We start from the raw sequence: 26,766 nt of genomic DNA on the forward strand, positions 1-26,766 counted from the left end.
GTGCCCTCCCGCGGACGATGTCGCCGCATCCGGCGATCCCCATCTCGGTCCCGGTCCGGACAATGGCGATCTTGAAGGTTCGAGGCGGCGGAGTCTGGAACAGCGCGGCGCCAGGCGCGGAACCGGTCAGGCCAGGGAGCGGACGGAGCGGACCGCCTGCCAGACGGCGGAGTCGACGGCCTCGGGCGAGAGGATGTGATCCAGGACCATGTGGGCGCAGCCGACGATCCCGGCGCCCGGGCCGAGGCGGCTGCGCTCGATGCGCAGGTTACGGGTCGCCAGGGCCGTCGAGCGGCGGTGGATCACCTCGCGGACCCCCGAGACCATCGGCTGGAAGGTCTCCGCCACGTCGCCGCCGAGTACGACCACGGCGGGGTTGAGCAGGTTGACCGCGCTGGCGACGACCTCGCCGAGCATCCGGGCGGCGTTGCGGACCACGGTCATGGTCTCCGCGTCGCCGGCCCGGACCAGGCTCACCACGTCGGCCATGGTCTTGACCTCGTGCCCCCGGGCGCGGAGCTCGCGCAGGATCGCGGTGCCGCTGGCGACCGAGTCGACGCAGTCGATGTTGCCGCAGCGGCAGAGCACTCCCCCGCCGTCGCGGACCGGGATGTGCCCGATCTCCCCGGCGGCGCCCAGTGCCCCCCGCAGGATCTCGCCGCCGGCGATGACACCGGAGCCGATCCGGGTGGAGACCTTGATGAACAGCAGGTCGTCGGCCTCACCCGCGTAGATCGCGCGGTGCTCGCCGATGGCGATGACGTTCACGTCGTTGTCGAGGAGGACGGGAACGGGGAAGCGCTCGGCGATGATCGGCGGGATGGCCACCCCCGTCCAGCTGGCCATGATCCGGGCGCTCTCGGTGCGCCCGGCCGCGAACTCGACGGTGGCCGGGACCCCCAGGCCGACGCCGCGGACCAGGGAGACGGGGCGGTCGCCGAGCAGTTCACTCCAGGTCTGCATGACCAGCGGGAGGACGACGTCAGGGCCCTCCTCCACGTCCACGGACAACTCCGCGCGGGCCACCACCTCGCCCGCCAGGTCACAGACGGCGACCTGCGCGCGGCTCGCGCCCAGCGAGCCGACCAGGACGAGGCCGCCCGAGGCGTTCAGGACCAGCCGGGTGGGCGGACGGCCTCCGGTGGAGGGGCCCTCGCTGTCCTCCACGACGAGGCCCTGCTCCAGCAGCTCGGTGACGCGCAGGGACACGGCCGGCCTGGACAGGCCGGTGACGCGCCCTATGTCGGCGCGCGTGACCGCCTCACCGGAGCGGATGAGGCGCAGCACCTCACCGCTGGTGGCCAGCGCGGCAGCGGGACGTCGAGGCATCGGTTAAGTGAACCACACCTGCTTATGAAATGAAAACGTCGTACTTTCTCATCTCAAATTACAAAACTCGGCTTGTGTAGAGCGCAAGATATGGCTACTGTCCGATCTATCCCCAATTTCGGTAGATCATCACGGAGCGCTCCCCCATGTCCGAGACCCCGCAACCCGCCGACCTCATCGTCTTCGGTGGCACAGGTGACCTCTCCATGCGGAAACTCCTCCCGGCGCTCTACCACTCCGACCGCGCCGGCCTCCTCGCCCCCTCCACCCGCGTCATCGCGATGTCCCGCGGCGGGCTCGACGACGCCGACTTCCGTGGCAAGGTGGACGCGGAGGTGCGCGGCTCGGTGCCGGTGGACGACCCGGGCACCTGGCAGCGTTTCCTCGGCCGCCTGCACCACGTCAGCGTCGACATCGGCGGCCAGGACCCGACCGGGTGGGCGAGGCTCACCGGGCTGCTCGCCGGGTACGAGCACCGCGCCCGGGTCTTCTACCTGGCCAGCCCGCCCATGACGTTCGGCCCGTTCTGCCGGGAGGCACACCGCGCGGGTCTGGTCACCCCCGCCTCACGGGTGGTGCTGGAGAAACCCCTCGGGCGCGACCTGACCAGCGCACTGCGCATCAACGACGAGGTCGGCGCCATCTTCGACGAGCGGCAGGTCTACCGCATCGACCACTACCTGGGCAAGGAGACGGTCCAGAACCTCCTCGTGCTCCGGTTCGCCAACGCGTTCCTGGAGCCGATCTGGAACTCCCTCTGGATCGACCACGTCCAGATCACCGTCGCCGAGACCGTGGGCACCCCCGGCCGGCGCGGCTACTACGACCACGCGGGCGCGCTCCGCGACATGGTGCAGAACCACCTGCTCCAACTGCTCTGCCTGGTCGCGATGGAGCCCCCCTCGCGCAACGACCGCGAGTCGATCCGCGACGAGAAGGTCAAGGTCCTCCAGTCGCTGCGGGCCGTCACCGGCGGCGAGGTCGACCGTTTCACCGTACGCGGCCAGTACACGGCGGGCGAGTCCGGCGGCGCCCGGGTCCCCGGCTACCTCGACGAGCCCGACCGCACCGCCCCCACCGAGGCCTCCCGGCGGGTGGAGACCTTCGCCGCGATCCGCGCCGAGGTGAAGAACTGGCGCTGGGCGGGGGTGCCGTTCTACCTGCGCACCGGCAAGCGGATGCCGTACCGCTGCTCGGAGATCGTCGTGCAGTTCAAGGACGTGCCCCACTCGATCTTCCCGGGCAGCACGCCCAACCGGCTGGTGCTGCGGCTGCAGCCGAGCGAGGGCATCCAGCTGAACATCATGGCCAAGGAGCCCGGCGCCGGCGAGGTCACCCTCAAACCCGTCCCGCTCAGCCTCAGCTTCGCCGAGACCTTCACCGGCCGGGTTCCCGACGCCTACGAGCGACTCCTCATGGACGTCCTGGCGGGCAACCCGACCCTGTTCATGCGGCGCGACGAGGTCGAGGCCGCCTGGCGGTGGATCGATCCGATCATCAGCGAGTGGGAGTCGCGGGGCACGGCCCCCGAGCCGTACCCGGCGGGCAGCGCGGGCCCCGCCTCGGCCCACGAACTCGTCGGCCGCAGCGGCCGCACCTGGCACGGGGAGGGACTGGCGTGAGCGGCCGGGAACAGCACACAGACCGAACCGACCGCGACGCAGGAGACCGGATGCATCCCGTGATCCAAGAAGTGACAGACCGCCTGGTCGAGCGGAGCCGCCCCAGCCGTACCGCGTACCTGGCCCGGCTGCGCTCCGAGGCCGAGGCGGCCCGCCGGCGCGGTCCCGCCAGGGCGAGCCTGGGCTGCGCCAACCTGGCCCACGGTTTCGCCGGCGTGGGAGAGAACGACAAGCGCGACCTGCGGGCAGGCGTCAAGCCCGGCGTGGCGATCGTGTCGAGCTACAACGACATGCTCTCGGCGCACCAGCCCTACGAGACCTACCCGGCGATCCTCAAGGCGGCCGTCAGGAAGGCCGGCGGTGTCGCGCAGTTCGCCGGCGGCGTGCCCGCGATGTGCGACGGCGTCACCCAGGGCCGGGCGGGCATGGAGCTGTCGCTCTACAGCCGCGAGGTCATCGCGATGGCCACCGCGATCGCGCTCTCGCACGACATGTTCGACGCCTCCCTCATGCTCGGCGTCTGCGACAAGATCGTTCCCGGCCTGCTGATCGGGGCGCTGCACTTCGGCCACCTGCCCGCGTTGTTCGTCCCCGCCGGGCCGATGACCTCCGGCCTGCCCAACAAGGTCAAGGCCCGCACCCGGCAGCTGTTCGCCGAGGGCAAGGTCGGCAGGGACGAGCTGCTCGACGCCGAGGCGAAGTCCTACCACTCCCCCGGCACCTGCACCTTCTACGGCACCGCCAACTCCAACCAGGTCATGATCGAGGTCATGGGCCTGCACCTGCCGGGTTCGACCTTCGTCAACCCGCGCACCGAGCTGCGCGAGGCCCTGACGAAGGCGGCGGGCAGGCGGGCGGTGGAGCTGACCGCGCACGGCGACGAGTACACCCCGGTGGGCGAGGTCGTCGACGAGAAGGCGATAGTCAACGCCTGCGTGGCGCTGCTGGCGACCGGCGGCTCGACCAACCACACGATGCACATCGTCGCCATCGCCGCGGCGGCGGGCATCGAACTCCTCTGGGACGACCTGGCCGCGCTGTCGAAGGTCGTGCCGCTGCTGACCCGCATGTACCCCAACGGCCAGGCGGACGTGAACCACTTCCAGGCCGCGGGCGGCATGCAGGTGCTCATCGGCGAACTGCTGGACGCCGGGCTGCTCCACGGCGACGTGCTGACCGTCGCCGGGCGCGGTCTGGACCACTATCGCTCGGCCGCCGAGCTCAAGGACGGCGAGCTGGTCTGGGCGGAGCGCACCGAGGGCAGCACCGACCTGGACGTGCTGCGCCCGGTCTCCGACGCGTTCTCCGCCGACGGCGGCATCCACATGCTCAACGGCAATCTGGGGCGCGCGGTCAGCAAGGTCTCCGCGGTCAAGGACGAGCACCTGGTCATCGAGGCCCCCGCCAAGGTCTTCGACGACCAGCTGGAGCTGCTGCGCGCCTTCGACGCGGGCGAGCTCGACGGGCAGGACTTCGTCGCGGTCATCCGATACCAGGGACCGAGCGCGAACGGCATGCCCGAGCTGCACAAGCTCACCCCGCCGATGGCGGTGCTGCTCGACCGGGGACAGCGGGTGGCGATCGTCACCGACGGCCGCATGTCCGGCGCGTCGGGCAAGGTCCCCGCCGCCATCCACCTGTCGCCGGAGGCCGCCGACGGCGGCCCCATCGCGCTGGTGCTGGACGGCGACCCGATCCGCCTCGACGCCGCCGCCGGCACCCTGGAACTGCTGGTCCCCGCCGACGAGCTGGCCGCCCGGTCCCCGCATGGCGCGCCGCTCACCGACGCCCAGTGGGTGGGCACCGGCCGCGAGCTGTTCGGCTCCTTCCGCCGCGCGGCGGGCCCGGCCGAGCGCGGCGCGGGCATCTTCGCCCTGAACGGCCACGCCGAGGCCGTCGCGAACGGCGGCCGGGCGTGATCGCGCACACCGTCTCCCCGGTACGGCCCGCAAAGGAGATCATGTGAGCCTTCCCTGGCTCGTCGCGGACGTCGGCGGCACCAACGCCCGGTTCGGGCTGGTCACCGAGGCCGGTGGCCGGCCCGGCACGGTGGCCGTGCTCGCGGGCGCGGAACACGACGGCCTTCCCGAAGCCGTAGCCGCCTATCTCGCAGACCATGCGGGCGGAGTTCGGCCGGGAGCCGCGTGCATCGCGATCGCAGGCCCCGTGGACGGTGACCGCTACCGGCTCACCAACGCCGGGTGGACGGGGTCGGTGGGCGAGCTGGGCATCCCGAACGCCTGGCTGCTCAACGACTTCGAGGCCCTCGCCGCGTCCCTGCCGTACCTGCGGGGCGAGGACCTGGTCTGTCTGGGCGGCCCGGAGCCCTCGCGCGGCGTCAAGGCCGTGCTCGGGCCCGGAACCGGCCTCGGCGTGGGCGGCCTGGTGCCCGCCGCCGAGGGCTGGGTGCCGATCCCCGGGGAGGGCGGCCACGTCACCATGCCGCTCCTCGACGAGCGCGACCACGAGATCGTCCGGGCGCTGCGCGCGGACGGCATGGAGCACGTGGTGGCCGAGCACCTGCTCTCCGGGCCGGGGTTGTCTCGCCTGCACCGGGGGCTCGCCCTCGTCCGCGGGGTGGACGCGCCGAGGCTGTCGGCCTCCGACATCGTGGCCCGGATGGACGACTCGCTGTGCGCGCAGACCATCGAGGTCTTCTGCGCCATGCTCGGCACCTTCGCCGGCAACGTCGCACTGACCCTCGGTGCCCGGGGCGGGGTCTACCTGGGCGGCGGCGTGCTGCCACGTATCGTGGACCGGGTCCGCTCCAGCGACTTCCGCCGCCGCTTCGAAGCCACCCCCACTCTGAACGACTACCTTTCCGGCATCGCCACCACGCTGATCGTGGCCCCACAGCCCGCCCTGGTCGGCGCGGCGGCGTGGCTGAACCAACACCTGTCCAACCTGGAGTACGTGTGAGTAGCCTGCTCGACATCGCCCCCGTCATCCCGGTGGTCGTGATCGACGACCCGGAGACCGCGGTCCCCCTGGCCCGCGCCCTGGTGGCGGGCGGCCTGCCGGCCATCGAGGTCACCCTCCGCACCGCCGCCGCCCTGGACGCCATCGCGCGCATCGCCGCCGAGGTCCCCGAGGCGGTGGTCGGCGCGGGCACAGTCCGCACCCCGGCCGACGTGGCCGCCTCGGTGGCGGCCGGTTCCGCCTTCCTGGTCAGCCCGGGAACCACTCCGGGACTTCTCGACGCCCTTGAGGCCGGCGGGGTGCCGTTCCTGCCCGGCGCGGCGACCGCGTCCGAGGTCATGGCGCTGGCCGAGCGCGGGGTGACCGAGATGAAGTTCTTCCCGGCCGAGGCCGCCGGCGGCCTGCCGTATCTGAAGGCGCTCGGCGGCCCGCTGCCGCGGATCAGGTTCTGCCCGACGGGCGGCATCAGGCTCGCGACCGCCCCCGACTACCTGGCACTGCCGAACGTGGGCTGCGTGGGCGGTACCTGGCTCACCCCCGCCGACGCGCTCGCCACCGGTGACTACCCGCGGATCGAGAAGCTGGCCACCGAGGCGGCCGCCCTCCGCCGCTAGCTCGCCGGCAGGACTCCGCGGGCGTGCCTGTCCTCCCTTGGTCCGCCCGCGGTCATGAGCCGGCCGTGACCCGGTGTGACGCTCATGAGATCCGGCCCATGGCCGCCCTACCCGGCGGCCATGGGCCATTCCTTTTCGCCCGGCCGGCTCCTCGCCGCTCCCGGCCACCGGAAGCGGGCTGAACCCCGGTAAGGACCCCGCGCGTATCTCGCGGCGAAAGGCACTCCCTCACAGAGGAGCCATGAATGCGAGTACGCATCGTCACGATCTGCGCCACGGTTCTGGTCATGGGCGCCGCCGGTACGGCGTCCGCCGGAACCCGGCAGGCGCAGAACGGAGCGAAACAGGCCCGAGCCGGAACCGGCCAGGCGAAATCCTGGACCGGCCACGCGCAGACCGGAACGCGACGCACGCAGAGCCGTTTCTCGGTCACCAACCTGGTCTCGGACGTCAGCGGGCGGGCGGCGGTCACCGACCCCACACTGATCAACCCGTGGGGACTGGCCATGGGCAGGACCCTCTGGGTCTCGGCCGCGGGCAGCGGCCTGGCCACGGTCTACTCCGGCGGCGCGGGCACCGTGAAGCAGGAGAGGACCCGGGTCCGCGTCCCCGGCGGCAGGCCCACCGGGCAGGTCGTCAACCCGGGCGAGGAGTTCGTCGTCGAAGGACCCGGCGGTTCGGGGCCCGCGACGTTCATCTTCGCCAGCCCCAGCGGGGCGATCACCGGCTGGAACGCCGAGGCCGACCCGGACGACGCGATCATCAGCGCGTTCGTGAAGGGCGCCGACTTCAAGGGCCTGGCCCTGGCCCAGACCAACCGGGGGCCGCTGCTGCTGGCCGCCGACTTCGCCGGCGGCCGGATCCACGTCTTCGACGGCGACTTCGAACGGATCATGACCAGTCGCCGCGCGTTCCGCGACCCGGGCCTGCCTGACGACTACGCGCCGTTCAACGTGGAGGTCGTGGGCCGCTCCATCCTCGTCGCGTACGCCAAGCGCGACCCCGAGACCGGCAAGTCGGTGGCCGGGCGGGGCAAGGGGTTCATCAGCCGGTTCAACGGCTCCGGCCGGTTCGTCGGCCGCTTCGCCGCGCGGGGGGCGCTCAACGCGCCCTGGGCGATGACGCCGGCCCCGAGGGGGTTCGGCGCCCACTCCGGAGCCCTGCTCGTCGGCAACTTCGGCGACGGCCGGATCAACGCCTACAACCCGCGCAACGGCCGCCCGCTCGGCCCGCTGCGCTCCGCCGACGGCAGGCCCATCTCCCTGGGCGGCCTGTGGGACCTGGAACCCGGCACAGACGCCGTCGGCGGCACCGACTCCCTGTGGTTCAGCGCCGGCAGCGACGGTGGCACCCACGGCCTGCTCGGCCTGATCCGGCCCGCGGGCGCCGCCACCCCGACGACCTCTCCCTCCAGCGGCGCCTCCCCCGCGCCTTCGCCCTCGCATCCGAGCTCCCACAACTCCGGTTCCGGCAACTCCGGCTACGGCTACTGACGGGCACGAGGGCCCCAGGAGAGCCCCGGGGCTCGCAGGCGGCGCCGGCACCCCACCGCCGAAAAAGGTGCCGGCGCCGCGCGTTTACCGGAGAGTCTCCTCCCGGTGACCGCGCCACCGCCCGGATTCCCCTACCCTTGAACGAACGAGGGGAGTACTTCCCAAGAGCCGCCCCGGTCAGTACGGACGTCCTGTGGCGTCCCCGGACGGCTGCCCGCGAGGTGCGGGTGAAGGAGACCTCGAATGACCGAGCGCATTCGAGGAGTGAGCATGCCCACCGACGGTCTCCCGCAGGTACCACCTTCCCGGCGTTCCACCGTCCGGGCGCAGTCCCCTCCGGCGCCCTCCGGATCGGCGGCGAACCCGATCCCACCGCGGCAGTGCCCCGAGACACATGATGGTGGGAGTCCCCTTTCCTGCGAGGTGCACGCGATGGCCACCACATCGGCCGGCCAGTCCTCCGACGAGGAGCTGCATTATCCGGCCGGGACGCTGGTGCTCCTCGCGGGGCTTCCCGGCGCGGGCAAGAGCACCCTGCTCGACCGGCTGTACGGGCTGCGCGGCGACGAGAGGGAACCGGTCCGCGCCGGTGAGGTCCGCGTCATCGACTCTCGCCAGTCCCGCAACTGGTGGGCCCGCTATCTCGGCCCGATCCCCCCGCGAGCCCGTACCCCGATCGTGCACACCACCCATGTGGCACGGATCGCCCGCGCCCTGCTGCAGGGGCACGGTGTCGTCGCGCACACCCGGGGCACCTGGCCGCACATCCTGTACGGCTTCGCCTGGCTGGCGCGCGGGGTCGGCAACGAGATCCATCTGATCCTGCTCGACGTGGAGCCGAGCGCGGCCCGTGCGGGACAGCTCTCGCGCGGCCGGGTCGTCACGAGCGCCACCTTCGCCCGGCACTGCCGCCGCTGGCGGGTGCTCGTCGAACGCGCCCGCGGCGGCGTGCTCCCCCCGGCCACGGGCGTCACGATCCTCGACCGTCCCGCCGCGGACCTGCTCCGGGCCATCCGCTTCGACGAACGGTCCCCCGCGCGGGACGGATGACTTTACCTTCGTCTGGCACTGGGCATTCCTCACCCAGGGCAGGTTCAGAACGACCGGGAGGAAACCTCAATGATCGACGTACTGGCTCTCGCCGGGGAACATCTCGCCCTCGCCAGGGAGAGCGCGCACGGCCGTAGCGCCCACACCTACCTCAACGAGGGCACGCTGCGTCAGGCGGTCATCGCGCTGACCGCCGGGACGGCCCTCGGTGACCACGAGGCCGCGCCGGCCGGGAGCCTGCACGTCCTGTCCGGGCGGGTACGGATCGTCGAGGAGGGGCGGAGCGTCGAAGTCGGCGCGGGGCAGGCCACCCCGATCCCGCAGCGACGTCACTCGGTGGAGGCGGACGAGGACTCGGCGGTCATCCTCACCAGCGTCGTCAACATCTCCGTATGAGGCCTGCCCGGGGCACGCCCGGCGGATGACCGCCGTCCTCGCCCGTTCGACCCCGACGGTTCCCGTTCCCCGGACGCGGCGCTCCGCCCGCGGCACGTCCGCCGGTGACCGGCCCGCCGCCGCCCTCCGTCAGGCGAGGGACGAGCAGAGGCGGGGGACCGCGACACCGATGGGGTCGCTGATCACCTCGTCGGCCAGGTGGTCGTAGGGGGTCGGCTCGGCGTTGACGATGACCAGCCGGGCGCCCGCTCCGACGGCGACGCCCACCAGGGAGGCGGCGGGCTGCACCTGCAGCGAGGTACCGACGGCGACGAACATCTCGCACTTCTCGGCCGCCTCGATCGCCCGGGTGAGGGTGACCCTGTCGAGGGCTTGGCCGAACATCACGGTGGCCGTCTTGAGGATGCCGCCGCAGTCATGGCAGGCGGGGTCGTTCTCACCCGCGAGGATCCGGTCGACCGCCTCCCGCGTGGTGGAGGCGGCACCACAGGCGGTGCACAGGGCGTCGAACATGTTGCCGTGCAGCTCCAGTACCCGCTCGGGCGGCGATCCGGCCCGCTGGTGCAGGCCGTCGACGTTCTGGGTGACGATCCACGCGTCCGGCAGGCCGGCCAGGGCGCGGTGCGCCGCGTTCGGCTCGGCCCGCCAGGCGGGGTTGTCACGGCGCATCAGCCACGAGCGCCGCCGGATCTCCGGATCGGCCATGTAGTGCTCGTAGGTGACGAGCTTCTCGTGGTCGGGGTCCTTACGCCACACACCGTTCGGTCCTCGGTAGTCGGGAATCCCGGACTCGGTGGAGATCCCCGCGCCCGTCAGCACCGTCAGCGTCATGGGTCGATGGTAAAGCCGTTCCCGTCCGCGGAGCGGTTCGACGGCGAGCCGGGCGCCCGACGCGACGAGGAGGCCCGCCGCCGGGATCCGCGCGGTGCCCGGGCCCGCGTGGAGCTTCCGGTCGGAGAAGGGTCACCCGGCACGGTCGAGGAGGTCCGGCTCTCCGATGGGGTTCTCGTGGGTGCCCTCCGACGTGCAGGCGTGGGCTCCGGCGTGGGCCCCGAGGGGGATGGAGTCGTCGAGGGAGCGCCCGGAGAGCAGGCCGTACAGTACGCCGGAGACGAACGCGTCCCCGGCTCCGTTGCTGTCGACCACCGGTCCCGGCAGCGGTGCCGCGGGGAAGCCCCGCAGGCCGTTCTCATCGAGGACGTGGCAGCCCTCCGCGCCCTCGGTGCAGACCACGGCCCTGGCCCGGCCGCGCGCCAGGATGTCGCGCATGACCTCGTCGCGGCGCGGGCCGAGGGCGGTGGCCGACAGGAAGACCAGGTCGGAGGAGTAGGCGAAGTCTCTGTGGTGGTCGTTCTCGCCGTCCCAGTCGTGCAGGTCGGTGGAGACGGACCCGGGGCCCAGGTCCGGGTAGACGTGCCGGGAGAAGTCGGTGATCGACACGTGGACGTGCCGGGCCGCGCGGACCGCGTCCAGGTAGAGCTCCCTGGGCAGCCGCTCGCCCGCCACGGCGCGCGGGTCGAACAGCGAGGTGCGCCGCCCGTCGGGGCCGACGAGCAGGATGCTGCGCCGGGTTCCCTGCGGGGCGAGCGCCCAGCCGGCCTCCACCCCCCTGGCCTCGAAATGGGCCCGGATGAAGCGGCCCTGCGGATCGTCGCCGATCAGGTCGACCAGTCTGACCCTCAACCCGAGCGCGTGACAGCCGAGGGCGACCCCGCTGCCGGTGTTGCCGATCCGGTCCACCACCGGAGGGACCGCGTAGGTGTCGGCGTACGGCAGGGGCAGCGAGGGCACGTAGGCGGTGGTGTCGACCCCGGTGCCGCCGATGACGACGACGTCGTGACCGCTGTTCATCTCGAACCTTTCACCGACGAGTGGGCTAGCGGTTGACCAGCGGGCCTGAACCGGTGGAGCGGCGCACGACGAGCTCGGGCTGGAACATCAGCTCGACGTGCTTGGCGCGGACTCCGTTGATCTCCTCCAGGAGGGTGGCCACCGCCGCCGAGGCCATGGCGCCGATGGGCTTGCGCACGGTGGTCAGCGGCGGGTCGGTGAACGCGATCAGCGGCGAGTCGTCGAACCCCACCACCGACACCTCCCCCGGCACCGAGAGCCCCCGATCCCGGCAGGCCCGGATCGCCCCCAGCGCCATCAGGTCCGACGCGCACACGATCCCCGTACAGCCGCGCGCCAGCAGCTGCGCCGCCGCAGCCTGCCCGCCCTCCACCGAGAACAGCGAGTGCGAGATCAGCTCGTCGACCTCCGTCGCCCCCAGCAACTGCGCCATCGCCCGCCGGTACCCCTCGATCTTCCTGATCACCGGCACGAACCGGCGTGGCCCCACGGCCAGGCCGATCCGCTCGTGGCCCAGGTCGACCAGGTGCTGGACGGCCAGCCGCGCCGCGGCCCGGTCGTCGGGTGAGATGAAGGGGGCGTCGATCCGCTCGCTGTAGCCGTCCAGCAGGACGATCGGCAGCCCGCGCTCGGTCAACCGGGTGTAACGGTCCATCTTCGCCGTGGTGTCGGCGTGCAGCCCGGAGACGAAGACGATGCCGCTGACCCCGCGGTCCATCAGCAGCTCGGTGAACTCGTCCTCGGGAGCGCCGCCGGGCAGCTGGGTGCAGAGCACCGGGGTGTAGCCATGCTGGGTGAGCGCCTTCTCGATGGCCTGGGCGAACGCCGGGAAGATCGGGTTGTCCAGTTCCGGGGTGACCAGGCCGATCAGCCCGTTGCTGCGCTGGCGCAGCCGCTGTGGCCGCTCGTACCCCATCAGGTCGAGCGCGGTCAGCACCGCCTGCCTGGTCGCCTGCGACACGCTGGGCTTGCCGTTGAGCACCCGGCTGACCGTGGCCTCGCTGACCCCGGCCTGCGCGGCGATGTCGGCCAGCCGAATCGCCGTCCCGTCGGAGCGGGAGCGTGAGGTCTGCGCGAGTTCACCGTCCATCAATGAGCCACCCCACCATGCGGCCGAATCAGGCGCAAGCCGATCGGCGTCCGACACCCGCTGTGAAATTCATTTCTGCAACTTTTCGCAAACTGTAACATCTCAACCCCCGCAGTGGCATTCCGGTAAAGCCTTCCGGTCACGACTGACCGTCACATCAGGGAACGTAGAAGTAACCATCAGATGAGCGATTTCTAACGACATCTATGGACACACGGGCAAGTGTCGCGATGTACTACCTCATCAATCACACGGCTGGGATCCGGGCGGGGGCGCCCGGGAGGAACGAGCGAGCATGAGTACCGTCGTCCTCGACAATGTGAGCAAGGTATACCCGGGTGGATACCTTGCGGTCGACCGCATGAACCTGCGCGCGGAAAACGGGGAGTTGCTCGTTCTGCTGGGGCCCTCCGGTTGCGGTAAGTCCACGTTGCTGCGGATGATCGCGGGCCTGGAGGAGGTCACCGAGGGAGACCTGTGGCTGGGCGGTACGCTCGCCAACGACCTCGCTCCCCGCGACCGCGACGTGGCGATGGTATTCCAGAACGGCGCGCTCTACCCGCACCGGACCGTGCGCGGCAACATCGCCTTCCCGCTGGAGATCGCCAAGGCCGACCCCGTGATGGTCAGGGAACGCGTGACGGAGTTGTCCAAGGCGCTGCACATCGACGAGACCCTGGAGCGGCGCCCCGGAACCCTCTCCGGCGGCCAGCGCCAGCGCGTCGCGATGGGCCGCGCGATCGTCCGCCAGCCCTCGCTCTTCCTGATGGACGAGCCGCTCTCCAACCTGGACGCGGGCATGCGCACCGAGCTGCGGATGGAGATCTCGTCGCTGGTCCGTTCCCTCGGGGTGACCACCATCTACGTGACGCACGACCAGGTCGAGGCGCTGACCCTGGCCGACCGGATCGCCATCATGAACCGCGGCGTCCTGCAGGACCTCGGCACCCCCGGCCAGGTGTACAACGATCCCGCGACCGCCTTCACCGCGGCCTTCCTCAGCTCCCAGCAGCTCAACCTGCTCGCGGCCACCGTCCGCACCCCGCAGAACCAGTTCATCCTGCTGGACTTCGGCCCGCACCAGATCATGATCCCCTGGACCGATCCCAGGGCCTATGTCATCTCCCAGCACGTCGGCCACCAGATCATCGTCGGCCTGCGCCCCGACTGCCTGGCCCCGGTTCCCGACACCTTCGAGGGGCCGACCTTCCTCGGCCGCGTCCGCGCCCTGGAGTACCACGGCCACGAATGGCTCGCCTACGTCGAGAGCGGCCTGACCTCCGTGGCCGTGCCCGAGCCGCCGGACCCCCGCCGCGGGGCGAACGGCCTGGGCGCCTCCCCCCTCGCGGGCGGCCGCGTCCGGTCGGTCCTGCGCCGGCTGATCCCCGGCAACCTCTTCGACGGGGACGTCGAGCCGCAGCAGGAACAGGAGCAGGTCAGTGGCCACCACCGCCGCGCCGACCTCATCGTCCGGCTCGGCTCCCGCCCGGTCTGGCGGGCCGGCGAGTCCGCCAGGGTGGGGGTCGACGTCACCCGCCTGATGCTCTTCACCATGGACGGTGCCCGCATCGACCCTCCGCAGCGCTGATCCGCAGCGCCGCGGGAAGGGTGGTCGCGGACCCCGCGACGCGGTGGCGACCGCCGAGGATCCGGCGCGCCGTCAGACCGGCCGGATCGTCTGACCGATCCGGTCGAACAGCTCCTGCTTGCCGTCGACGTCGGTGCTGAGCGTGACGATGCAGGTCTTGTTCTCGGTCGGCACGTAGTACTGGGTGCCCCTGACGTCGACGCCGTTGGTCGGGAAGGTGTAGACGATCCTGGCCGCCTTTCTGGAGCCGATCGTCACCGTCCCCGCCGCGACGACCTTGGCCTTGAGCTGCTCCAGCTGGGATCTGGTCTCCTTGATCAGCTGTTCCGTCGAGATCTGCCGCCCGGCCTGGCAGAAGCCGTTGAGGTTGGTCGGGAAGCCGTTCGGGGAGATCTTGGCCGACTTGGGGTCCGCCGCCCAGATCCCCTTGTTGTCGACCAGGGTCTGCAGGCTCTTCTTGGCCTGCTCCAGGGTGGGGCCGGACAGTCCGCTGCTCTTCAGTCCCCTGTTGAGATCATCCTTGGTCAGGTCGATCGCGACCCATTCCTTCGGGACCGCGACGCTGACGCCGTTGGCGGTGCCGCCGATCGGTTTGAAACCGTTGGGAACGGGTGCCACACCGGTGTTCCGCCCGGGAGTGGGGCTCGCCGAACCGGGGCTCGTGGTGGGTGCGGCGCTCTGCCCGGGGCTGGAGTTCCGCGCGAGGTCGGCGGGAACCCCGGCCCCGGCGATCCGGTCCCCGCTCCCGCAGGCCGTGCTCGTTCCCAGGCAGAGCCCCAGCAGGCTCATGGCCACGGTGTGGTGGCGGTTAGGCATCAGGCTGCCCTCCTCGCGGACCCGCGGGGCCCGGTACCGATATGACCTGCGCTGTCTATCAGGGGGAGAGCTGACGCGGACGTGCACGGTGGTTACCCGCCTGCCAGGCCGTTGCCGGACGGCCCCGACGGAACCGGTCGCGGGAAGTGGCAGCACACCACTTCTCGCTTTCTACCCAATAGCCGACATATCGGAAACACTCAGGCCCGGGAGGCACGCCCCATGATGGTGACGATCTCCAGGACGCGGATGGCACGGTCCAGCTCGACACGGTGGAAGGGCGGGCCTCCGGCACGGGCGAGGACCAGGTGCAGGCTCACCTCCGGCACCGGAATGCTCATCAGCTGGTGAACGCCCGCCCCGAGGACGGCCGGTCGCAGCGGAGCGAGGTCGGTCCACTTGATGCCGGCGAGACCGCCCGTACCGTCGAGACCGGCCGGCGCCTGCCAGCTGCGGTGGACGAACTCCCCGCTCTCCGAGGACATGGTCACCGCCCACTCGGCGCTCACCAGATCCGGCATGGCGTCCACGAGGGTGGCCAGCGCCCTGCCCGGATCGGCGGCGACGTGCTTGAGCAGGTCGTAGTCCGGTGCGGCGCCGGGGATCTCACGGGTGGGCCAGACGCCCTCCACCCTCATCCCCGGGACCCCGGAGAGACGGTCCCTGACCGTCTCGGCGTCCACGCTGCCGGGCCAGGAGACCGTGAAGTCGTCCACCGCCCGGCCGACCTCACGTTCCAGGACCGTCACCTGGAGGATGTCCGCGCCCAGCGTGCCGAGCACCCGGGCCGCCTGGCCCAGGGCACCCGGCCTGTCGGGGAAGGAAACACGGAGCCGCAACATCATCACCGATCACCTCGCTCTGCGCACCAGACTGTCCTAGCCAGGTTTCACGAAGGTTCCGGAGAGATGTCCAGATTAAGACCCAAGATGAGTAAAAATCATGATTGATATGCCCCGGCGGCGGGGGCCACGGGCAGTGCGGCACCGGAAAGGTCCCTGGCCAGGGTCGCACCCCCGTACCAGGCGGGGTCGAGCTTGACACCACGGCCGAGCGCCGGGGAGCCGGGGCTCAGGCGCAGGTCCTTCCGGCTTCTGAACCGGGGATCGGCCACGATCGACCTGGGGCCGAGCTTGAACTTGAGGGAACGGCCCTTGTAGACGCCGGCGTCCTCATCGGCTCCCTTGCCGTCCTCGAAGCCCACCTGGCCGCCGACCACGATGATGTTGTTGCGCAGCTTCAGGATGTTCGGCGAGCAACCGTCGTGGCAGGCCCAGCCGAGGGTGCTGCGGGCCGGCAGGTAGACCGAGTTGTGCACCGCGATGGTGCCCTTCACCGGCCCGACCGCGTGGCGGGCGCCGCGTGTGACGAGGAAGGAGGTGCTCTTGCGCGAGGCGGTCACCATGTTGTGGGCGAAGACGTTGCCCTCGGCGGTCTTGCCCTTCTGCGCGCCCAGCTCGACGAAGGTCTTGTTCTCCCTGGCCACGTTGTGGGTGATCCGGTTGCGGTCGCCGTTGAACACCTCGACCGCGGCGCCGTCGGTGCCGTAGTCCTTGCTGCTCGCGTAGCTGCCGGTGATCAGGTTCCCGGTGACGAGGTTGTCGTCGCCGTTGAGCAGCACGCCGAAGGCGCCGGAGTCGTTGTCGCCGCCCTCGTCGTTGACGCTCATGCGGTTGTTGTCGCTCAGCACGCTGTTCCTGAGCACGTTGTGCGCGCCGAAGAACTGGACCCCGGTGACGTTGCGGTCGGCGACGATCCGGTCGAGCTCGTTGCGGCTGCCGCCGACCTCGAAGCCGGCCCACCGGCAGTTGCTGGCCCGCACCCCCACAACCCGCACGTAGGAGCCCGAGATCACCACGCAGTCCTCGCCCCTGCCACTGACCTTCGGGGCCGCGCCCTTGCCGTACGGCTCGACCAGGATGGGGCTGGCCGCGGTGCCCTGGCCGGACAGTCTCAGCGCCCCTGGCCAGCCGCTGCCGCGCTTGAGGCGCACGATGTCACCGGGACGCAGGGTGGCGGCGTTGACGTTGTCCAGGCTGCGCCAGGGCGCCGCGGCCGAGGTGCCCGCCGCGGCGTCGTCCCCCGCCTTGGAGTCGACGTAGTAAACGGTGCCCGCCGCCGCCACGGTGGCCTCGGGTAGTGCGACGAGCATGCCTCCCGCCAGGAAAGCCCCTGCCACCGGAGTGGCCCACCGTCTCGTCGATCTCATGCTGGTACGCTCCATCGCCGTCACCACAGGTGTGTCAGGCGCAGATCTTCGCACACCCGGGGTTTGGTCAGCGATCCGCAAGGACGGACCCACAGCCAGCCGTTACCTTCGCTTCACCCGCGGGCTCCTGGCGGGTCGGCGACGGCGTGCATCCCACGGTGGGCCGGCCGCCGGGAGGGGCGTCCGTCACGGTCGGGGGCGGAGTCGCCGCCCGGCCTCCTACCGGCCCACCGGTGCCGTTCGCGGTCGGGCACGGCATCACCAAGGGCTACCCGTCCGCCGCGACGACCGGGCCTGCTCCGGCACAGGCAGGCCGCAGTTCGCACACGTCCGGGCCACCGCACGCGGGCTCGCACCACCGGTGAGCCGAGCGACTCGCCACCCGTCAATACCTCTCGTTCATTTTGGCGGGGAGAGCTTAACCTGCAGAAACAGGATCAAGCGGAGATCAACTCCTACGCCACTCCACGGGACGTGACCGCGCCGCAGAACGGCCAATGGAGCGTTCCAGCAGGGGTCTGGTGAGCGAGCAATGAAAGGGCCTGATATGTCCAATCACTTCACCGGCCTCAGCCTCGGGCCACCACTCGGAGACCAGCGTCTCGATCTGTGCGACCTCTACGCCTTCACCGCACCCGGGGATCCGAGCAGGACCGTTGTCATCCTCAACGCCAATCCCAACGCGGACGCCCTGCACCCCGACGCCGTATACCGCCTGAACATCGACAACGACGGCGACTATCTGACCGACGTCGCCTTCAGCTGGGTCTTCAGCCCGCCGGCATCCGACGGCTCTCAGACCTACAGCGTCCTCATGGCAACCGGTGCGGACTCCCGCAAGCCCGAGGCGGTCGGCACCAAGATCGTGTCGGACGCCGCCGTCTCCTTCGGCCCCCAGGCCAACGTGGTCGGCAGCGGCGACTACAAGGTGGCCGCCGGCAGCCGCAGTGACGCCTTCTTTTTCGACTTCGACGGAATCAAGAACCTGTTCGACACCAGCGGTAAGCGGAACTTCACCGCACCACATCTGGGCGGGAAGTCCCCGTGGACCGGCGTCGACTCCAACCTCATGGCCAACGTCTTCTCCATGGCCATCGAACTACCGACCGCGGAGCTGGCGCCCAAGTCCGGGTTGCACATCTGGGGCCGGTGCAGCGTCCGGCGCGACGGCGAACTCGTCCACGCCGACCGGGCCGGACACCCGTCGATGAGCAGCTTCTTCAACACCGATGACACGAAGGAGGACTACAACGCCGGCGAGCCGGTCAACGACCGGGACAACTGGACCGACCAGTTCGTCCATCTGCTGGGCCACACCGGCGGCTACTCGCGCGAGGATGCGATCAACGCGATCGACGAGCACGGCCTCCTGCCGGACGTGCTGCGCTTCGACCCATCCAAGCCGGCTGCGTACCCTAATGGCCGGACATTCACCGAAGACGTCATCAACATCCGCGTCGCGTTCCTCACCAGGAACGAGGCTCCGCCCACCGGTCTGAACCCGCACACCGACACCCTGGACCGGTTCCCGTACCTCGGCGACCCGCACCCGGCAGCCGCTTCCTGACCGATCCCGGAAGGACGCATTCGGGACGCCACCCGCATGCCAAGACCCCGCCGGCACACGCCGGCGGGGTCTCTTCACCTGCTGATCACGAAGCGCAAGGTCAGAAGCTTAGGAACAGGCGCTTAGGCCACATCCGCCGGCGTCCTTATGGTTCAGCGCCACAGCAGACTGAAAGACGAGGTCAGGCCGCCCCCAGCCCGGGTAGGGGGTCGTCCGGGTGCTCGACCGCGATGCGGGCGTAGCGCTGGAAGGCCCCGGCGAGTTCGGCGGCCGTCTCGGGGTCGTACCCGTAGTGGTTGTAGACCACGGCGGCGAGCATGGAGCCGTCCCGCTGCTCCTCGACGATCAGCTCGGGAGCGCTGAGGTCGAGTTCGCCCGGGTTCGCCGCCCAGTCGAGTCCCTCCTGTTCGCGCGGGAAGGGGAACGCCTCCGACAACAGGCCGGGGAAGTGCGGGGCGCCGAAGCTCTCGTAGTGGATCCGCGAGGGGAACGGCACCCGCAGCCTGGTCTCCAGGTAGGAGTGGAACTGGTGTGTCACCGCCCCCACCGACACCGCCCTGACCCGGTCGAGCAGCTCGGAGTAGGCGGGCTCTCCCGAAGCGTCGAAGCGCAGGACGAGCGACTGCACCAGGCAGCCGATCAGCGCCTCGTGCTCGGGCGCGGTACGACCCGGCACGGGTGACATCACCACCAGATCCGTCATCCCCGTCCACTGGCGGAGCAACCAGGTCCAGCATGCCGCCACCGCCATGAACGTGGTCGCGCCCCGCGCCTGGGCGGTCTCCCGCAGCCCGCGGGCCAGCCCCGCGTCGATCTCGAAGGCGTGCCTGCGCCGGGAGAACAGGGCGGTGTCCCGGCGGCCGGGGAACGGTGTGAGGTCGCGGGGGGCGCCGTCCAGGACCCGGTTCCAGTAGGCCCGGTTGCGCGGCCACTGCTCCCGGGCGAAGGCGCAGTGGTCGGCGTAGGTCATGGGCAGCGGGCGCAGCGGGCTGGGGTGGCCGGTGCGCAACGCCGAGTAGACGACGCCCAGCTCCCTGAGCATGACGCCCAGCGAGAACCCGTCGAAGGCGAAGTGGTGCACGGCGAGGACCAGCACGTGGTCGTCCTCGTCGACGCGCACCACCAGCGCCCGGACGAGCGGGCCGCGCAGCACGCTGTCCAGGCGCATGCGCTCGTGCCAGACGATCCGCTCGGCGTCGCGCTCGCGCTCCGACGGCGTGTCACCGGAGGCAGCGACCTCGGCGACCTCGGGAGGCAGCTCGTCCGCGACCAGGACCCGCCCCGAGGCGGTGACGACGGTGCGCAGCGGCTCGTGCCGGGCGATCACCGCCTCCAGCGCCCGGGTGAGGAGCGGCACGTCGAGGGCGTCCCGGATACGGATCGCGGTGGCGCAGGATCCTATGTCGCGGACCGGTTCGCTCTCGAACATCCAGTGCAGGAACTCCTCCTGCTGGGTGCTGAGCGCCGCTCCCCCGCCCGTCTCCTGAGCGGCCGCGGCCGGGACGGCCGAGGCGCGCGCGTCGTCGATCCAGCGGGCCTGCCCTCCCAGTTCGGGCCGGTCGAAGGCCAGGGCCGGGGTGACGGGCACGCCCAGGCGGTCGCCGATCAGGGAGGCCAGCTGGGCGGCCCTGAAGGAGTCGCCGCCCAGCTCGAAGAAGTTGTCGCCCGGGGCGACCTCGGGGACACGGAGCACCTGACGCCACAGGGCGCCCAGCTCCGTCTCGGTGCTCTGCGCGGTCATTCTTCCTCCAGCCGGTCTCGGTACGGGGTCATGGCCTCTTCCAATCGAGGACGCTGGGGCCGTGTGCGGCCAGGTCGCGCCGGACGGCCCGGATGAGGTCGGCGCACTCTTCGAGCGCGGGCACCGACAGGAGCAGGTCGGCGGCGGAAGGGTGGTTCCAGAGCAGGTCCTCCAGCAGGTAGCGCCAGTAGGCCGGGCGCAGCTCGGGGAACTGGCGCAGCAGACGCTTCTGGTTCCAGGTGTGGTGGAACCGGTCGGCGTAGGAGGGCCCGTCCCACTCCTCGGTCTCCACGATCCAGAAGCGCTCGGTGACCGGGCGCGGGTCCACGCCGAGGGAGCGGGCGACCGCGGGGGCGATGCGCTGCTCGGCGAAGGTCTGGCGGACGATCGGGTCGGTGCTCGAAGGGCCCGCGTTGCCGGTCATGAACGCCATCGCCGCCTCGGCGTACTCGGCGCGGTGCCGGTCGTCGAGAAAGACCGAGACGGCCATGTTCGCGGCCGGGGTGTCGAACGTCCAGCGGGACAGGTCCAGGCCCGCGGGATTGGGGATCTCCTCGATCGGCGGGTAGACGGAGTTGCCGACCGACTCCCAGTGCGCGAAGACGAACCCGCCGCGCTCCAGGTGGTCGATGGGACGGCGCAGGTAGAGGTCGGTGTCGACCACGGCGAACGGCGCGGTCCGCGACAGGGCCGCATGGCTCTTGCCCGCCGCGAAGTACAGGAGCGGGTCGACGTCGAGGGCGTCCAGCTCGTCCAGGCGGGTGTCGACCCGGTCGTAGAGCGCGTCGAGCCCCTGCGCGGCGGCGTAGGAGGCTCCCAGTTCGTCGGTCACCAGCTCGACGCCTCCGTGGAAGGTGCGCCAGGCATGGACGCTGTGCACGCAGGTGAGGATCTCCTCGACCGGCAGGCCGTAGGGTCCGTTCTCCAGCGCCCGGTCCCGGTGGCGGCGGAGGCCGGCCCGGTACGGGCCGGTCCAGTTGACGTGGACTGCGGGGACGGTCAGGGACACTGGACCGGCTCCTTTCTCGTTGTTCTTCCGTCCGGCCCGGTCCTTCGGCTCAGGGCCTCGATACCGACGAGGTCGTCGGCCACGGCGTCCGGCACCTCGTCGTCGAAACGGGACAGCGCCCGGCTGCGCAACGCGCCGGCCGCGATCAGTGCGACCAGCAGGCCGCACACGATGTACATGAACGCGATGCCGCGGCCCGGCCCCACCCCGATGACCGCGCCCGCCGTATCGGCCAGCAGGCCGCCCGGCAGGAACATCGGCTCCAGCAGGCGCTCGCCGAACGGCGCGATCAGGGCCACGCCGAGCGGGATCGTCGACAGCGCGACCATCTGGTTGAGCGCGAAGACCCGGCCGTGGAACCGCTGGGGCACCTTGACCTGGACGATGGTGGCGTAGACGCCGTTGACGAGCGCGAGTGAGCAGGACACCCCGAACGCACCGGCCCCGACGAACAGCAGCGACTCGTGCGCGCCGGTCACCAGACAGCAGGCCGCCAGCGCCAGCGTCCCCATCAGCACGCCGAACATCCGGCGGCGCGCCGGCCCGCCCCACACGCTCATGACCAGGCCGCCGGTCACCGCGCCCGCGCCGCCGAGCAGCGCGACGAACCCGGCGTCGCCGAGCGTCCCGAAGGAGAGCACCAGCGGCGAGAAGAGCAGGAACACCGGGGAGAGCACCAGGTTGAAGAGCGCGAAGAAGACCAGCATGGCCCGGAAGCCGGGCCGGCCCATCTGCAGCCGGAAGCCCCCGGCGATCTCCGCCGCGACGGACTCGTGGCGCTCGCCGGCCAGCGTCGCGGGGAAGGCGACGCAGAGCAGCACGATCACGCCCGCGACGTACCCGGCGACGTCGAGCACCAGGATGCCTCCCAGCCCGGTGAGCGCGAGCAGCCCCACCGCGCCGAGCGGCGCGATGAACTGCGCCACGCCGGTGGTCGCCTGGACCACCCCGTTGGCGTGCCCGAGATAGCGTTTGGGGACCAGTTGCGGGATGGCCGAGACGTAGGCCAGTCGCTGGAAGGTCAGCGCGACGGACAGGGCGGTGAGCAACGGGTACAGGTGCCAGACCGCCAGAGTGCCGCTCCACACCAGGATGCCGGTGATCAGCTGTACGACGAGCGCCGCGACGTTGCCGCCGAGCATGACGGCCCGCCTGCTCGACCGGTCCACGATCGCGCCGGCCAGCGGGGCGACCAGGATTCCGGGGATCAGCGCGAGCACCTGGAGCACGGCGAACCGGGTGAGCGATCCGCCGTCCAGGTAGGTGGAGATGGGGATCGCGAACTCGGTGAGCGTGGCACCCACGATGGTGACCAGTTGCCCGACCGCGATCGTCAGGAAGCGCGCCAGGCTCGGTTCGGGCGCCTCCCGGCCGTCCGGCCCGCCGGAGCGGCCTGGGCCACCCGGGGCGTCCGGGGCGCCGGAGGCGGCGGCGAGGCGCCAGGTGCCGCCGGTGGATTCCGGCGGCCCCGCCCCCGGCACCGGAGGTTCCGCGAGGGCCGGGTGGACCGTGGTGACGATCTCGGCCAGTTCCTCGGCCCGGTACTTGAGGAAGTAGTGGCCGCCCTCGTCGAGCACGGCGAGGGCGGTACGGGGCGACAGGAAACCCCACTCGGTGTAGCGCTCGCGGTGGAACTCGGTGCTGGGGTCGCGCTCGCCGACCACCGAGATGATCGGGGCCCTCAGCGGTTTCGCCCCCTCCTCGACCAGCCGGGTGAAGTAGTCCTCCGCCTCGCGGGAGTCGTGCCGCATGTTGCGCACGACGAACGCCAGCTGTTCCTCGGTCAGCCCGGACAGGTCGGCGCCCATTCCGGTCAGCCAGTTCACCTGGCCCCGGTCGGCGCGCAGCCGTTCCAGCCGGGTGAGGCGGGCCCATCGGCCGAGCACGCCGCGGGTGGGCCGGGCGAACGGGAACAGCCCGCCGAGGTAGACCGCCTCAAGCGGGCGCCCCGCGGCCTCCACCCGGCGGGCGATCTCGACGGTCAGCGCGCCGCCCACCCCGCAGTGGCCGTAGAGCACCAGTGGCCCGGACACCTTGGCCAGGATCTCGGCCACGCAGTCGGCGGCGACCTCGGCCAGCGGGCGTGGCTCCTCGGCCAGCCCCAGGTCGTGGCCGGGCACCGCCACCGCGTGCAGCGCGCACCCGGCGGGCAGGGCGTCGGCGAGCGGCTGGTAGACCACCGCGCTGCCGCCGCCGTACGGCACGCACACCAGGGACAGCCCGGGTGCGGCGATCTTGGGTGTCAGCTCGTACAGCAGGCCGCGCGGCCCGCCGTCGTCCGACTCGACGAGGGCGGCCAGCGCTCGCGGGCTCGGGTGGCCGAACAGGTCCATCACACTGACCGGCCGCATGCCGTCCAGGCTCCGGCGGAGCCTGGCGACCACCCGCACGGCGAGCAGCGAGTGCCCGCCCAGGTCGAAGAAGTCGTCCCCGGCGCCGACCCGTTCCACCCCGAGCACCTGCGCGAACGCCGCTGCGACGGCCTCCTCGACCATCCCGGAGGGCGGCTCGAACTCCCCGGTCCGATCCGGCCCGGCCGCCTCGGGGTCGGGAAGCGCGGCTCTGTCGACCTTGCCGTGCGACTTCAGCGGCAACCGCTCCAGCCAGACGTAGCGGGTCGGCACCATGTAGTCGGGCAGCACGGCCCGCAACCGCCCGCGCAGCTCGGCCACGCCCGGTCCACCGGGGCCCTGGCCGGTGCCCTCGGCCTCGGGCTCCCCGGATGTCCCCGCCGCGACCAGGTAGGCGACCAGTTCCAGTGCCCCGGGCCGGCCGCGGGCGTCCACCACCGCGTGGGCGACGCCGGGTAGGGCGCGGAGCGCCTCGTCGACCTCGCCCAGCTCGACCCGGTACCCGCGGATCTTGACCTGGAGGTCGCGGCGGCCCAGGAACTCCAGGTCGCCGCTGGGCAGCCTGCGGGCCAGGTCGCCGGTGCGGTAGAGCCTGTCCCCCGGCCCGCCATAGGGGTCGGGGACGAAGGCGGCGGCGGTCAGGTCCGGGCGGCCGAGATACCCGCGTGCCAGCCGGTCGCCGCCGAGGCAGAGCTCACCGACCACGCCGATCGGCACCGGCCCGAGGCCGGCGTCCAGGACGTAGGCCCGGACATGGCCGAGCGGCCGCCCGATCGGCGTGATCGGCCCCCGGACGTCGTCGGTGGCCCCCACCTCGTACGTGGTCGCGCCGACGGTCGCCTCGGTGGGGCCGTAGTGGTTCACCACGCGGCAGACGCCGAGGGCGGCCAGCTCGCGGGTCCACTCCCAGGCCGAGCCCTCGCCGCCGAGGATGAGCATGCGGCGGGGCAGGATCCGGCGCGGGTCGACCTCGGCGGTGAGCGCCGCCAGGTGCGAGGGAGTGATCTTCAGGTAGTCGATCCCCACCCGGTCCGCGTAGTCGGCGAGATCCGGGCCGGAGATCCGCGACGGGACGAGGTGCAGGCATCCCCCCGTGGCCAGGGCCAGGTAGAAGACCGTGACTCCGAAGTCGAAGGAGAGCGACTGCAGCAGGGCGTACCGGGCGCCGTCCACGATCTCGAATCGCTCGCGCACGTCGGCGAGGTAGTTGAGGACCTGCCTGTGCTGCACGGCGACGCCCTTGGGCAGGCCGGTGGAACCCGAGGTGTAGATCACGTAGGCCAGGTCGTCCGGTCCCGCTCCCGCGGGCTCCTGAGGATCCGCGGGGTCTCCCGGGTCCACGACCTCGCCCCCGTCGAGCAGGACCGTTACCTGGGCGCGGAGCAGGTCGGCCAGCGCCGGAGCGGTCACCAGCACCGTCGTCCCCGAGTCTGAGACCAGGTGGGCAAGCCGGTCCGCGGGCTGCTCCGGGTCGAGCGGCAGGTAGGCGCCCCCCGCCTTGAGCACGGCCAGCACGGCCACCGCCAGGTCGGGCGAGTGCTCCAGGCAGACGGCGACGCGGTCGTCCCTGCCGACCCCGTGACCGCGCAGTACCCGGGCGAGCCGGTCGGCTCGGGAGTCGAGTTCACCGTAGGTCAGCTCGGTGGCGCCGAAGACGACCGCGACGGCGTCCGGCGAGCGGGCCGCGGCACGCTCCACGAGCCCGTGCAGGGTGGTGACCTCCCCGGCGGCGCCCGGACGTGACGCCCCGCCGTTCCATCGTTCCAGGACGAGCTCGCGCTCGTCCTGGCCGAGCAGTTCCAGCTCCGACAGCCTGGTGTCCGGGGCACCGGTCGCGCAACGCAGCAGGTTCTCGAAGTGGGCGGCGAGCCGTTCGGCGGTGCCCGGTTCGAACAGGTCCGCGTTGTAGGAGAGGTGCGCCCGCAGCCCGTCGCCGTCGTGCCCGATCTCCAGGGAGAGGTCGAACTTGGACAGGGCGAAGCCGCCCTCGAACAACTCGGTGACGATCCCCGGCAGCGGTGGCCCCTCCTGGTCCCGGCCGTGCAGGACCAACTGGGCCTGGAAGACCGGGGTGCGCGACAGGTCCCGCTCCACCCCGAGCTCGTTGACCAGGACGTCGAAGGGCGTGTCCTGGCGCTGGTACGCCTCCAGCGCGGTCGCGCGGGTACGGCGCAGCAGGTCGCGGAAGGTCGGGTCGCCCGACAGGTCGCCCCGCAGCACGAGCGTGTTGACGACGAAACCGATCATTCCCTCCAGCTCGGGCCGGTCCCTGGCCGCGACCGGGGTGCCCAGGCAGATGTCCTCCTGCCCGGTGTGGCGGGCCAGCAGTGCCTGGAAGGCGGCGGTGAGCGTCATGAACAGCGTGCAGCGCTCGCTCCTGGCCAGCCTGGCCACCTCGGCCGCCAGCGGCCCGGGGATGATCCGCGAGACGTAGGCGCCGCGCGCGGTCCTGATCCGGGGGCGCGGGCGGTCGGTGGGCAGCGCGAGAACCGGCGGATCGGCGAGCTTGGCCCGCCAGTACCTCAGGTCCTCCTCGGCGGGGGCCTCGCGGCGGGCCACGGCGTACTCGGCGTACTGCAGCGCGGGCGGTGGGAGCGGCGAGGGCAGCCCCGCGGCGAACGCCTCGTACAGAGCGGTCAGCTCGCCCCGGAGCACGCCCAGCGACCAGCCGTCCACCGCGATGTGGTGGACGACTAGGCAGAGCACGTGGTCGTCGGCGGCCAGCCGGATGAGGACGGCGCGCAGCACCGGCCCCGCCGCCAGGTCGAACCCCCGGTTGGTCAGCTCGGCCACCAGTTCCCGCGCCCGCACGACCGGATCCGGCACGGCCCCACCGGACAGGTCGACCCGCTCCAGCCCGGGGCCGGACTCCTCGGCGACCTGGACCGGCCGGCCGTCCATGCTCGGGTAGCGGGTGCGCAGCACCTCGTGCCTGGCCACGACCTCATCGAACGCGCGGGCCAGCGCCGCGGCGTCCAGCGGTCCGCGCAGCCGTTCCGAGACGTAGACGTTGTACGCGGCGTCACCGGGGTTGAGCTGATCCAGGAACCAGAGCCGTTCCTGGCCGGGCGAGAGCGGGACGCCGTCGGTGCGGGCGGCGTCCCGCAGGTGGGTCGGCACG

At 71.6% G+C, this 26,766-nt stretch carries 19 protein-coding genes; 9 read left to right on the forward strand and 10 right to left on the reverse strand.

Features of this window, described 5'->3' with window-relative positions; translation table 11 throughout:
* Positions 1-126: 126 nt before the first annotated feature.
* Positions 127-1,329, reverse strand: coding sequence for an ROK family transcriptional regulator (locus AB0K21_RS36350; RefSeq protein ID WP_343978810.1), 1,203 nt, complete (start codon positions 1,327-1,329; stop codon positions 127-129).
* A gap of 146 nt (positions 1,330-1,475) precedes the next feature.
* Here AB0K21_RS36350 and zwf point away from each other — a divergent pair, with 146 nt between their 5' ends.
* From zwf to AB0K21_RS36385, 7 genes are all read left to right on the forward strand, one after another.
* Positions 1,476-2,951 carry a glucose-6-phosphate dehydrogenase gene (gene zwf, locus AB0K21_RS36355; RefSeq protein WP_343978813.1) on the forward strand — a complete coding sequence of 492 codons (1,476 nt, stop codon included), beginning with the start codon at positions 1,476-1,478 and terminating at the stop codon, positions 2,949-2,951.
* A 50-nt stretch (positions 2,952-3,001) separates the two neighbouring features.
* On the forward strand, positions 3,002-4,870 hold the full coding sequence (gene edd / locus AB0K21_RS36360) for a phosphogluconate dehydratase (protein ID WP_343978816.1): 1,869 nt from the start codon (positions 3,002-3,004) through the stop codon (positions 4,868-4,870).
* A gap of 43 nt (positions 4,871-4,913) precedes the next feature.
* Positions 4,914-5,870, forward strand: a complete 957-nt coding sequence (locus tag AB0K21_RS36365; protein WP_343978819.1) for a glucokinase — start codon at positions 4,914-4,916, stop codon at positions 5,868-5,870.
* Positions 5,867-6,484 carry a bifunctional 4-hydroxy-2-oxoglutarate aldolase/2-dehydro-3-deoxy-phosphogluconate aldolase gene (gene eda / locus AB0K21_RS36370; protein WP_343978822.1) on the forward strand — a complete coding sequence of 206 codons (618 nt, stop codon included), beginning with the start codon at positions 5,867-5,869 and terminating at the stop codon, positions 6,482-6,484. The genes AB0K21_RS36365 and eda overlap by 4 nt, the downstream gene beginning before the upstream one ends.
* Before the next feature lie 245 nt (positions 6,485-6,729).
* Positions 6,730-7,977 carry a TIGR03118 family protein gene (locus AB0K21_RS36375; protein ID WP_343978825.1) on the forward strand — a complete coding sequence of 416 codons (1,248 nt, stop codon included), beginning with the start codon at positions 6,730-6,732 and terminating at the stop codon, positions 7,975-7,977.
* Between the two features lie 432 nt (positions 7,978-8,409).
* Positions 8,410-9,027 carry an ATP-binding protein gene (locus AB0K21_RS36380; RefSeq protein ID WP_343978828.1) on the forward strand — a complete coding sequence of 206 codons (618 nt, stop codon included), beginning with the start codon at positions 8,410-8,412 and terminating at the stop codon, positions 9,025-9,027.
* A 69-nt stretch (positions 9,028-9,096) separates the two neighbouring features.
* A complete protein-coding gene (locus tag AB0K21_RS36385) occupies positions 9,097-9,423 on the forward strand; it encodes a cupin (protein WP_343978831.1) in 327 nt (108 codons plus the stop codon).
* Positions 9,424-9,552: 129 nt separating this feature from the next.
* On the opposite strand, the gene AB0K21_RS36390 is transcribed toward AB0K21_RS36385, so the two are convergent.
* From AB0K21_RS36390 to AB0K21_RS36400, 3 genes are all read right to left on the reverse strand, one after another.
* Positions 9,553-10,254 (reverse strand): NAD-dependent deacylase, encoded by a 702-nt coding sequence (locus tag AB0K21_RS36390; RefSeq protein WP_343978834.1) that lies wholly within the window; start codon positions 10,252-10,254, stop codon positions 9,553-9,555.
* A 132-nt stretch (positions 10,255-10,386) separates the two neighbouring features.
* Positions 10,387-11,274 (reverse strand): carbohydrate kinase family protein, encoded by an 888-nt coding sequence (locus tag AB0K21_RS36395; protein ID WP_343978837.1) that lies wholly within the window; start codon positions 11,272-11,274, stop codon positions 10,387-10,389.
* Positions 11,275-11,299: 25 nt separating this feature from the next.
* On the reverse strand, positions 11,300-12,364 hold the full coding sequence (locus AB0K21_RS36400; RefSeq protein ID WP_350920523.1) for a LacI family DNA-binding transcriptional regulator: 1,065 nt from the start codon (positions 12,362-12,364) through the stop codon (positions 11,300-11,302).
* 295 nt (positions 12,365-12,659) lie between these two features.
* Here AB0K21_RS36400 and AB0K21_RS36405 point away from each other — a divergent pair, with 295 nt between their 5' ends.
* Positions 12,660-13,952, forward strand: a complete 1,293-nt coding sequence (locus AB0K21_RS36405; RefSeq protein ID WP_364156437.1) for an ABC transporter ATP-binding protein — start codon at positions 12,660-12,662, stop codon at positions 13,950-13,952.
* Positions 13,953-14,024: 72 nt separating this feature from the next.
* Here the strand turns inward: AB0K21_RS36405 and AB0K21_RS36410 are convergent, their stop codons facing one another.
* The 3 genes from AB0K21_RS36410 to AB0K21_RS36420 all read right to left on the reverse strand — a co-directional run bounded on the left by AB0K21_RS36410 (position 14,025) and on the right by AB0K21_RS36420 (position 16,977).
* Positions 14,025-14,768, reverse strand: a complete 744-nt coding sequence (locus tag AB0K21_RS36410; protein ID WP_364156440.1) for a hypothetical protein — start codon at positions 14,766-14,768, stop codon at positions 14,025-14,027.
* Positions 14,769-14,968: 200 nt separating this feature from the next.
* A complete protein-coding gene (locus AB0K21_RS36415) occupies positions 14,969-15,613 on the reverse strand; it encodes an amino acid-binding protein (RefSeq protein ID WP_364156443.1) in 645 nt (214 codons plus the stop codon).
* Positions 15,614-15,708: 95 nt separating this feature from the next.
* Positions 15,709-16,977, reverse strand: coding sequence for a right-handed parallel beta-helix repeat-containing protein (locus AB0K21_RS36420; protein ID WP_364156446.1), 1,269 nt, complete (start codon positions 16,975-16,977; stop codon positions 15,709-15,711).
* Positions 16,978-17,524: 547 nt separating this feature from the next.
* On the opposite strand from AB0K21_RS36420, the gene AB0K21_RS36425 reads away from it, so the two are divergent.
* On the forward strand, positions 17,525-18,544 hold the full coding sequence (locus tag AB0K21_RS36425) for a DUF4331 family protein (protein ID WP_364156449.1): 1,020 nt from the start codon (positions 17,525-17,527) through the stop codon (positions 18,542-18,544).
* 181 nt (positions 18,545-18,725) lie between these two features.
* On the opposite strand, the gene AB0K21_RS36430 is transcribed toward AB0K21_RS36425, so the two are convergent.
* The 3 genes from AB0K21_RS36430 to AB0K21_RS36440 are packed head-to-tail and all read right to left on the reverse strand — an operon-like array spanning position 18,726 to position 26,765.
* Positions 18,726-20,285, reverse strand: coding sequence for a condensation domain-containing protein (locus AB0K21_RS36430; protein WP_364156452.1), 1,560 nt, complete (start codon positions 20,283-20,285; stop codon positions 18,726-18,728).
* Between the two features lie 28 nt (positions 20,286-20,313).
* A complete protein-coding gene (locus AB0K21_RS36435) occupies positions 20,314-21,294 on the reverse strand; it encodes a DUF6734 family protein (protein WP_364156455.1) in 981 nt (326 codons plus the stop codon).
* Positions 21,285-26,765 (reverse strand): amino acid adenylation domain-containing protein, encoded by a 5,481-nt coding sequence (locus AB0K21_RS36440; protein WP_364156462.1) that lies wholly within the window; start codon positions 26,763-26,765, stop codon positions 21,285-21,287. The genes AB0K21_RS36435 and AB0K21_RS36440 overlap by 10 nt, the downstream gene beginning before the upstream one ends.
* Between the last annotated feature and the right edge of the window lies 1 nt (position 26,766).

The sequence above is a fragment of the Streptosporangium sp. NPDC049248 genome, from assembly GCF_040678965.1.
GTDB lineage: Bacteria > Actinomycetota > Actinomycetes > Streptosporangiales > Streptosporangiaceae > Streptosporangium > Streptosporangium fukuiense.

Bases quoted from the DNA above. Each gene is read 5' to 3' on its own strand.
- AB0K21_RS36350 (WP_343978810.1), bottom strand. From the start codon at position 1,329: ATGCCTCGACGTCCCGCTGCCGCGCTGGCCACCAGCGGTGAGGTGCTG.
- zwf (WP_343978813.1), top strand. From the start codon at position 1,476: ATGTCCGAGACCCCGCAACCCGCCGACCTCATCGTCTTCGGTGGCACA.
- edd (WP_343978816.1), top strand. From the start codon at position 3,002: ATGCATCCCGTGATCCAAGAAGTGACAGACCGCCTGGTCGAGCGGAGC.
- AB0K21_RS36375 (WP_343978825.1), top strand. From the start codon at position 6,730: ATGCGAGTACGCATCGTCACGATCTGCGCCACGGTTCTGGTCATGGGC.
- AB0K21_RS36380 (WP_343978828.1), top strand. From the start codon at position 8,410: ATGGCCACCACATCGGCCGGCCAGTCCTCCGACGAGGAGCTGCATTAT.
- AB0K21_RS36385 (WP_343978831.1), top strand. From the start codon at position 9,097: ATGATCGACGTACTGGCTCTCGCCGGGGAACATCTCGCCCTCGCCAGG.
- AB0K21_RS36390 (WP_343978834.1), bottom strand. From the start codon at position 10,254: ATGACGCTGACGGTGCTGACGGGCGCGGGGATCTCCACCGAGTCCGGG.
- AB0K21_RS36395 (WP_343978837.1), bottom strand. From the start codon at position 11,274: ATGAACAGCGGTCACGACGTCGTCGTCATCGGCGGCACCGGGGTCGAC.
- AB0K21_RS36400 (WP_350920523.1), bottom strand. From the start codon at position 12,364: ATGGACGGTGAACTCGCGCAGACCTCACGCTCCCGCTCCGACGGGACG.
- AB0K21_RS36405 (WP_364156437.1), top strand. From the start codon at position 12,660: ATGAGTACCGTCGTCCTCGACAATGTGAGCAAGGTATACCCGGGTGGA.
- AB0K21_RS36410 (WP_364156440.1), bottom strand. From the start codon at position 14,768: ATGCCTAACCGCCACCACACCGTGGCCATGAGCCTGCTGGGGCTCTGC.
- AB0K21_RS36415 (WP_364156443.1), bottom strand. From the start codon at position 15,613: ATGATGTTGCGGCTCCGTGTTTCCTTCCCCGACAGGCCGGGTGCCCTG.
- AB0K21_RS36420 (WP_364156446.1), bottom strand. From the start codon at position 16,977: ATGAGATCGACGAGACGGTGGGCCACTCCGGTGGCAGGGGCTTTCCTG.
- AB0K21_RS36425 (WP_364156449.1), top strand. From the start codon at position 17,525: ATGTCCAATCACTTCACCGGCCTCAGCCTCGGGCCACCACTCGGAGAC.
- AB0K21_RS36430 (WP_364156452.1), bottom strand. From the start codon at position 20,285: ATGACCGCGCAGAGCACCGAGACGGAGCTGGGCGCCCTGTGGCGTCAG.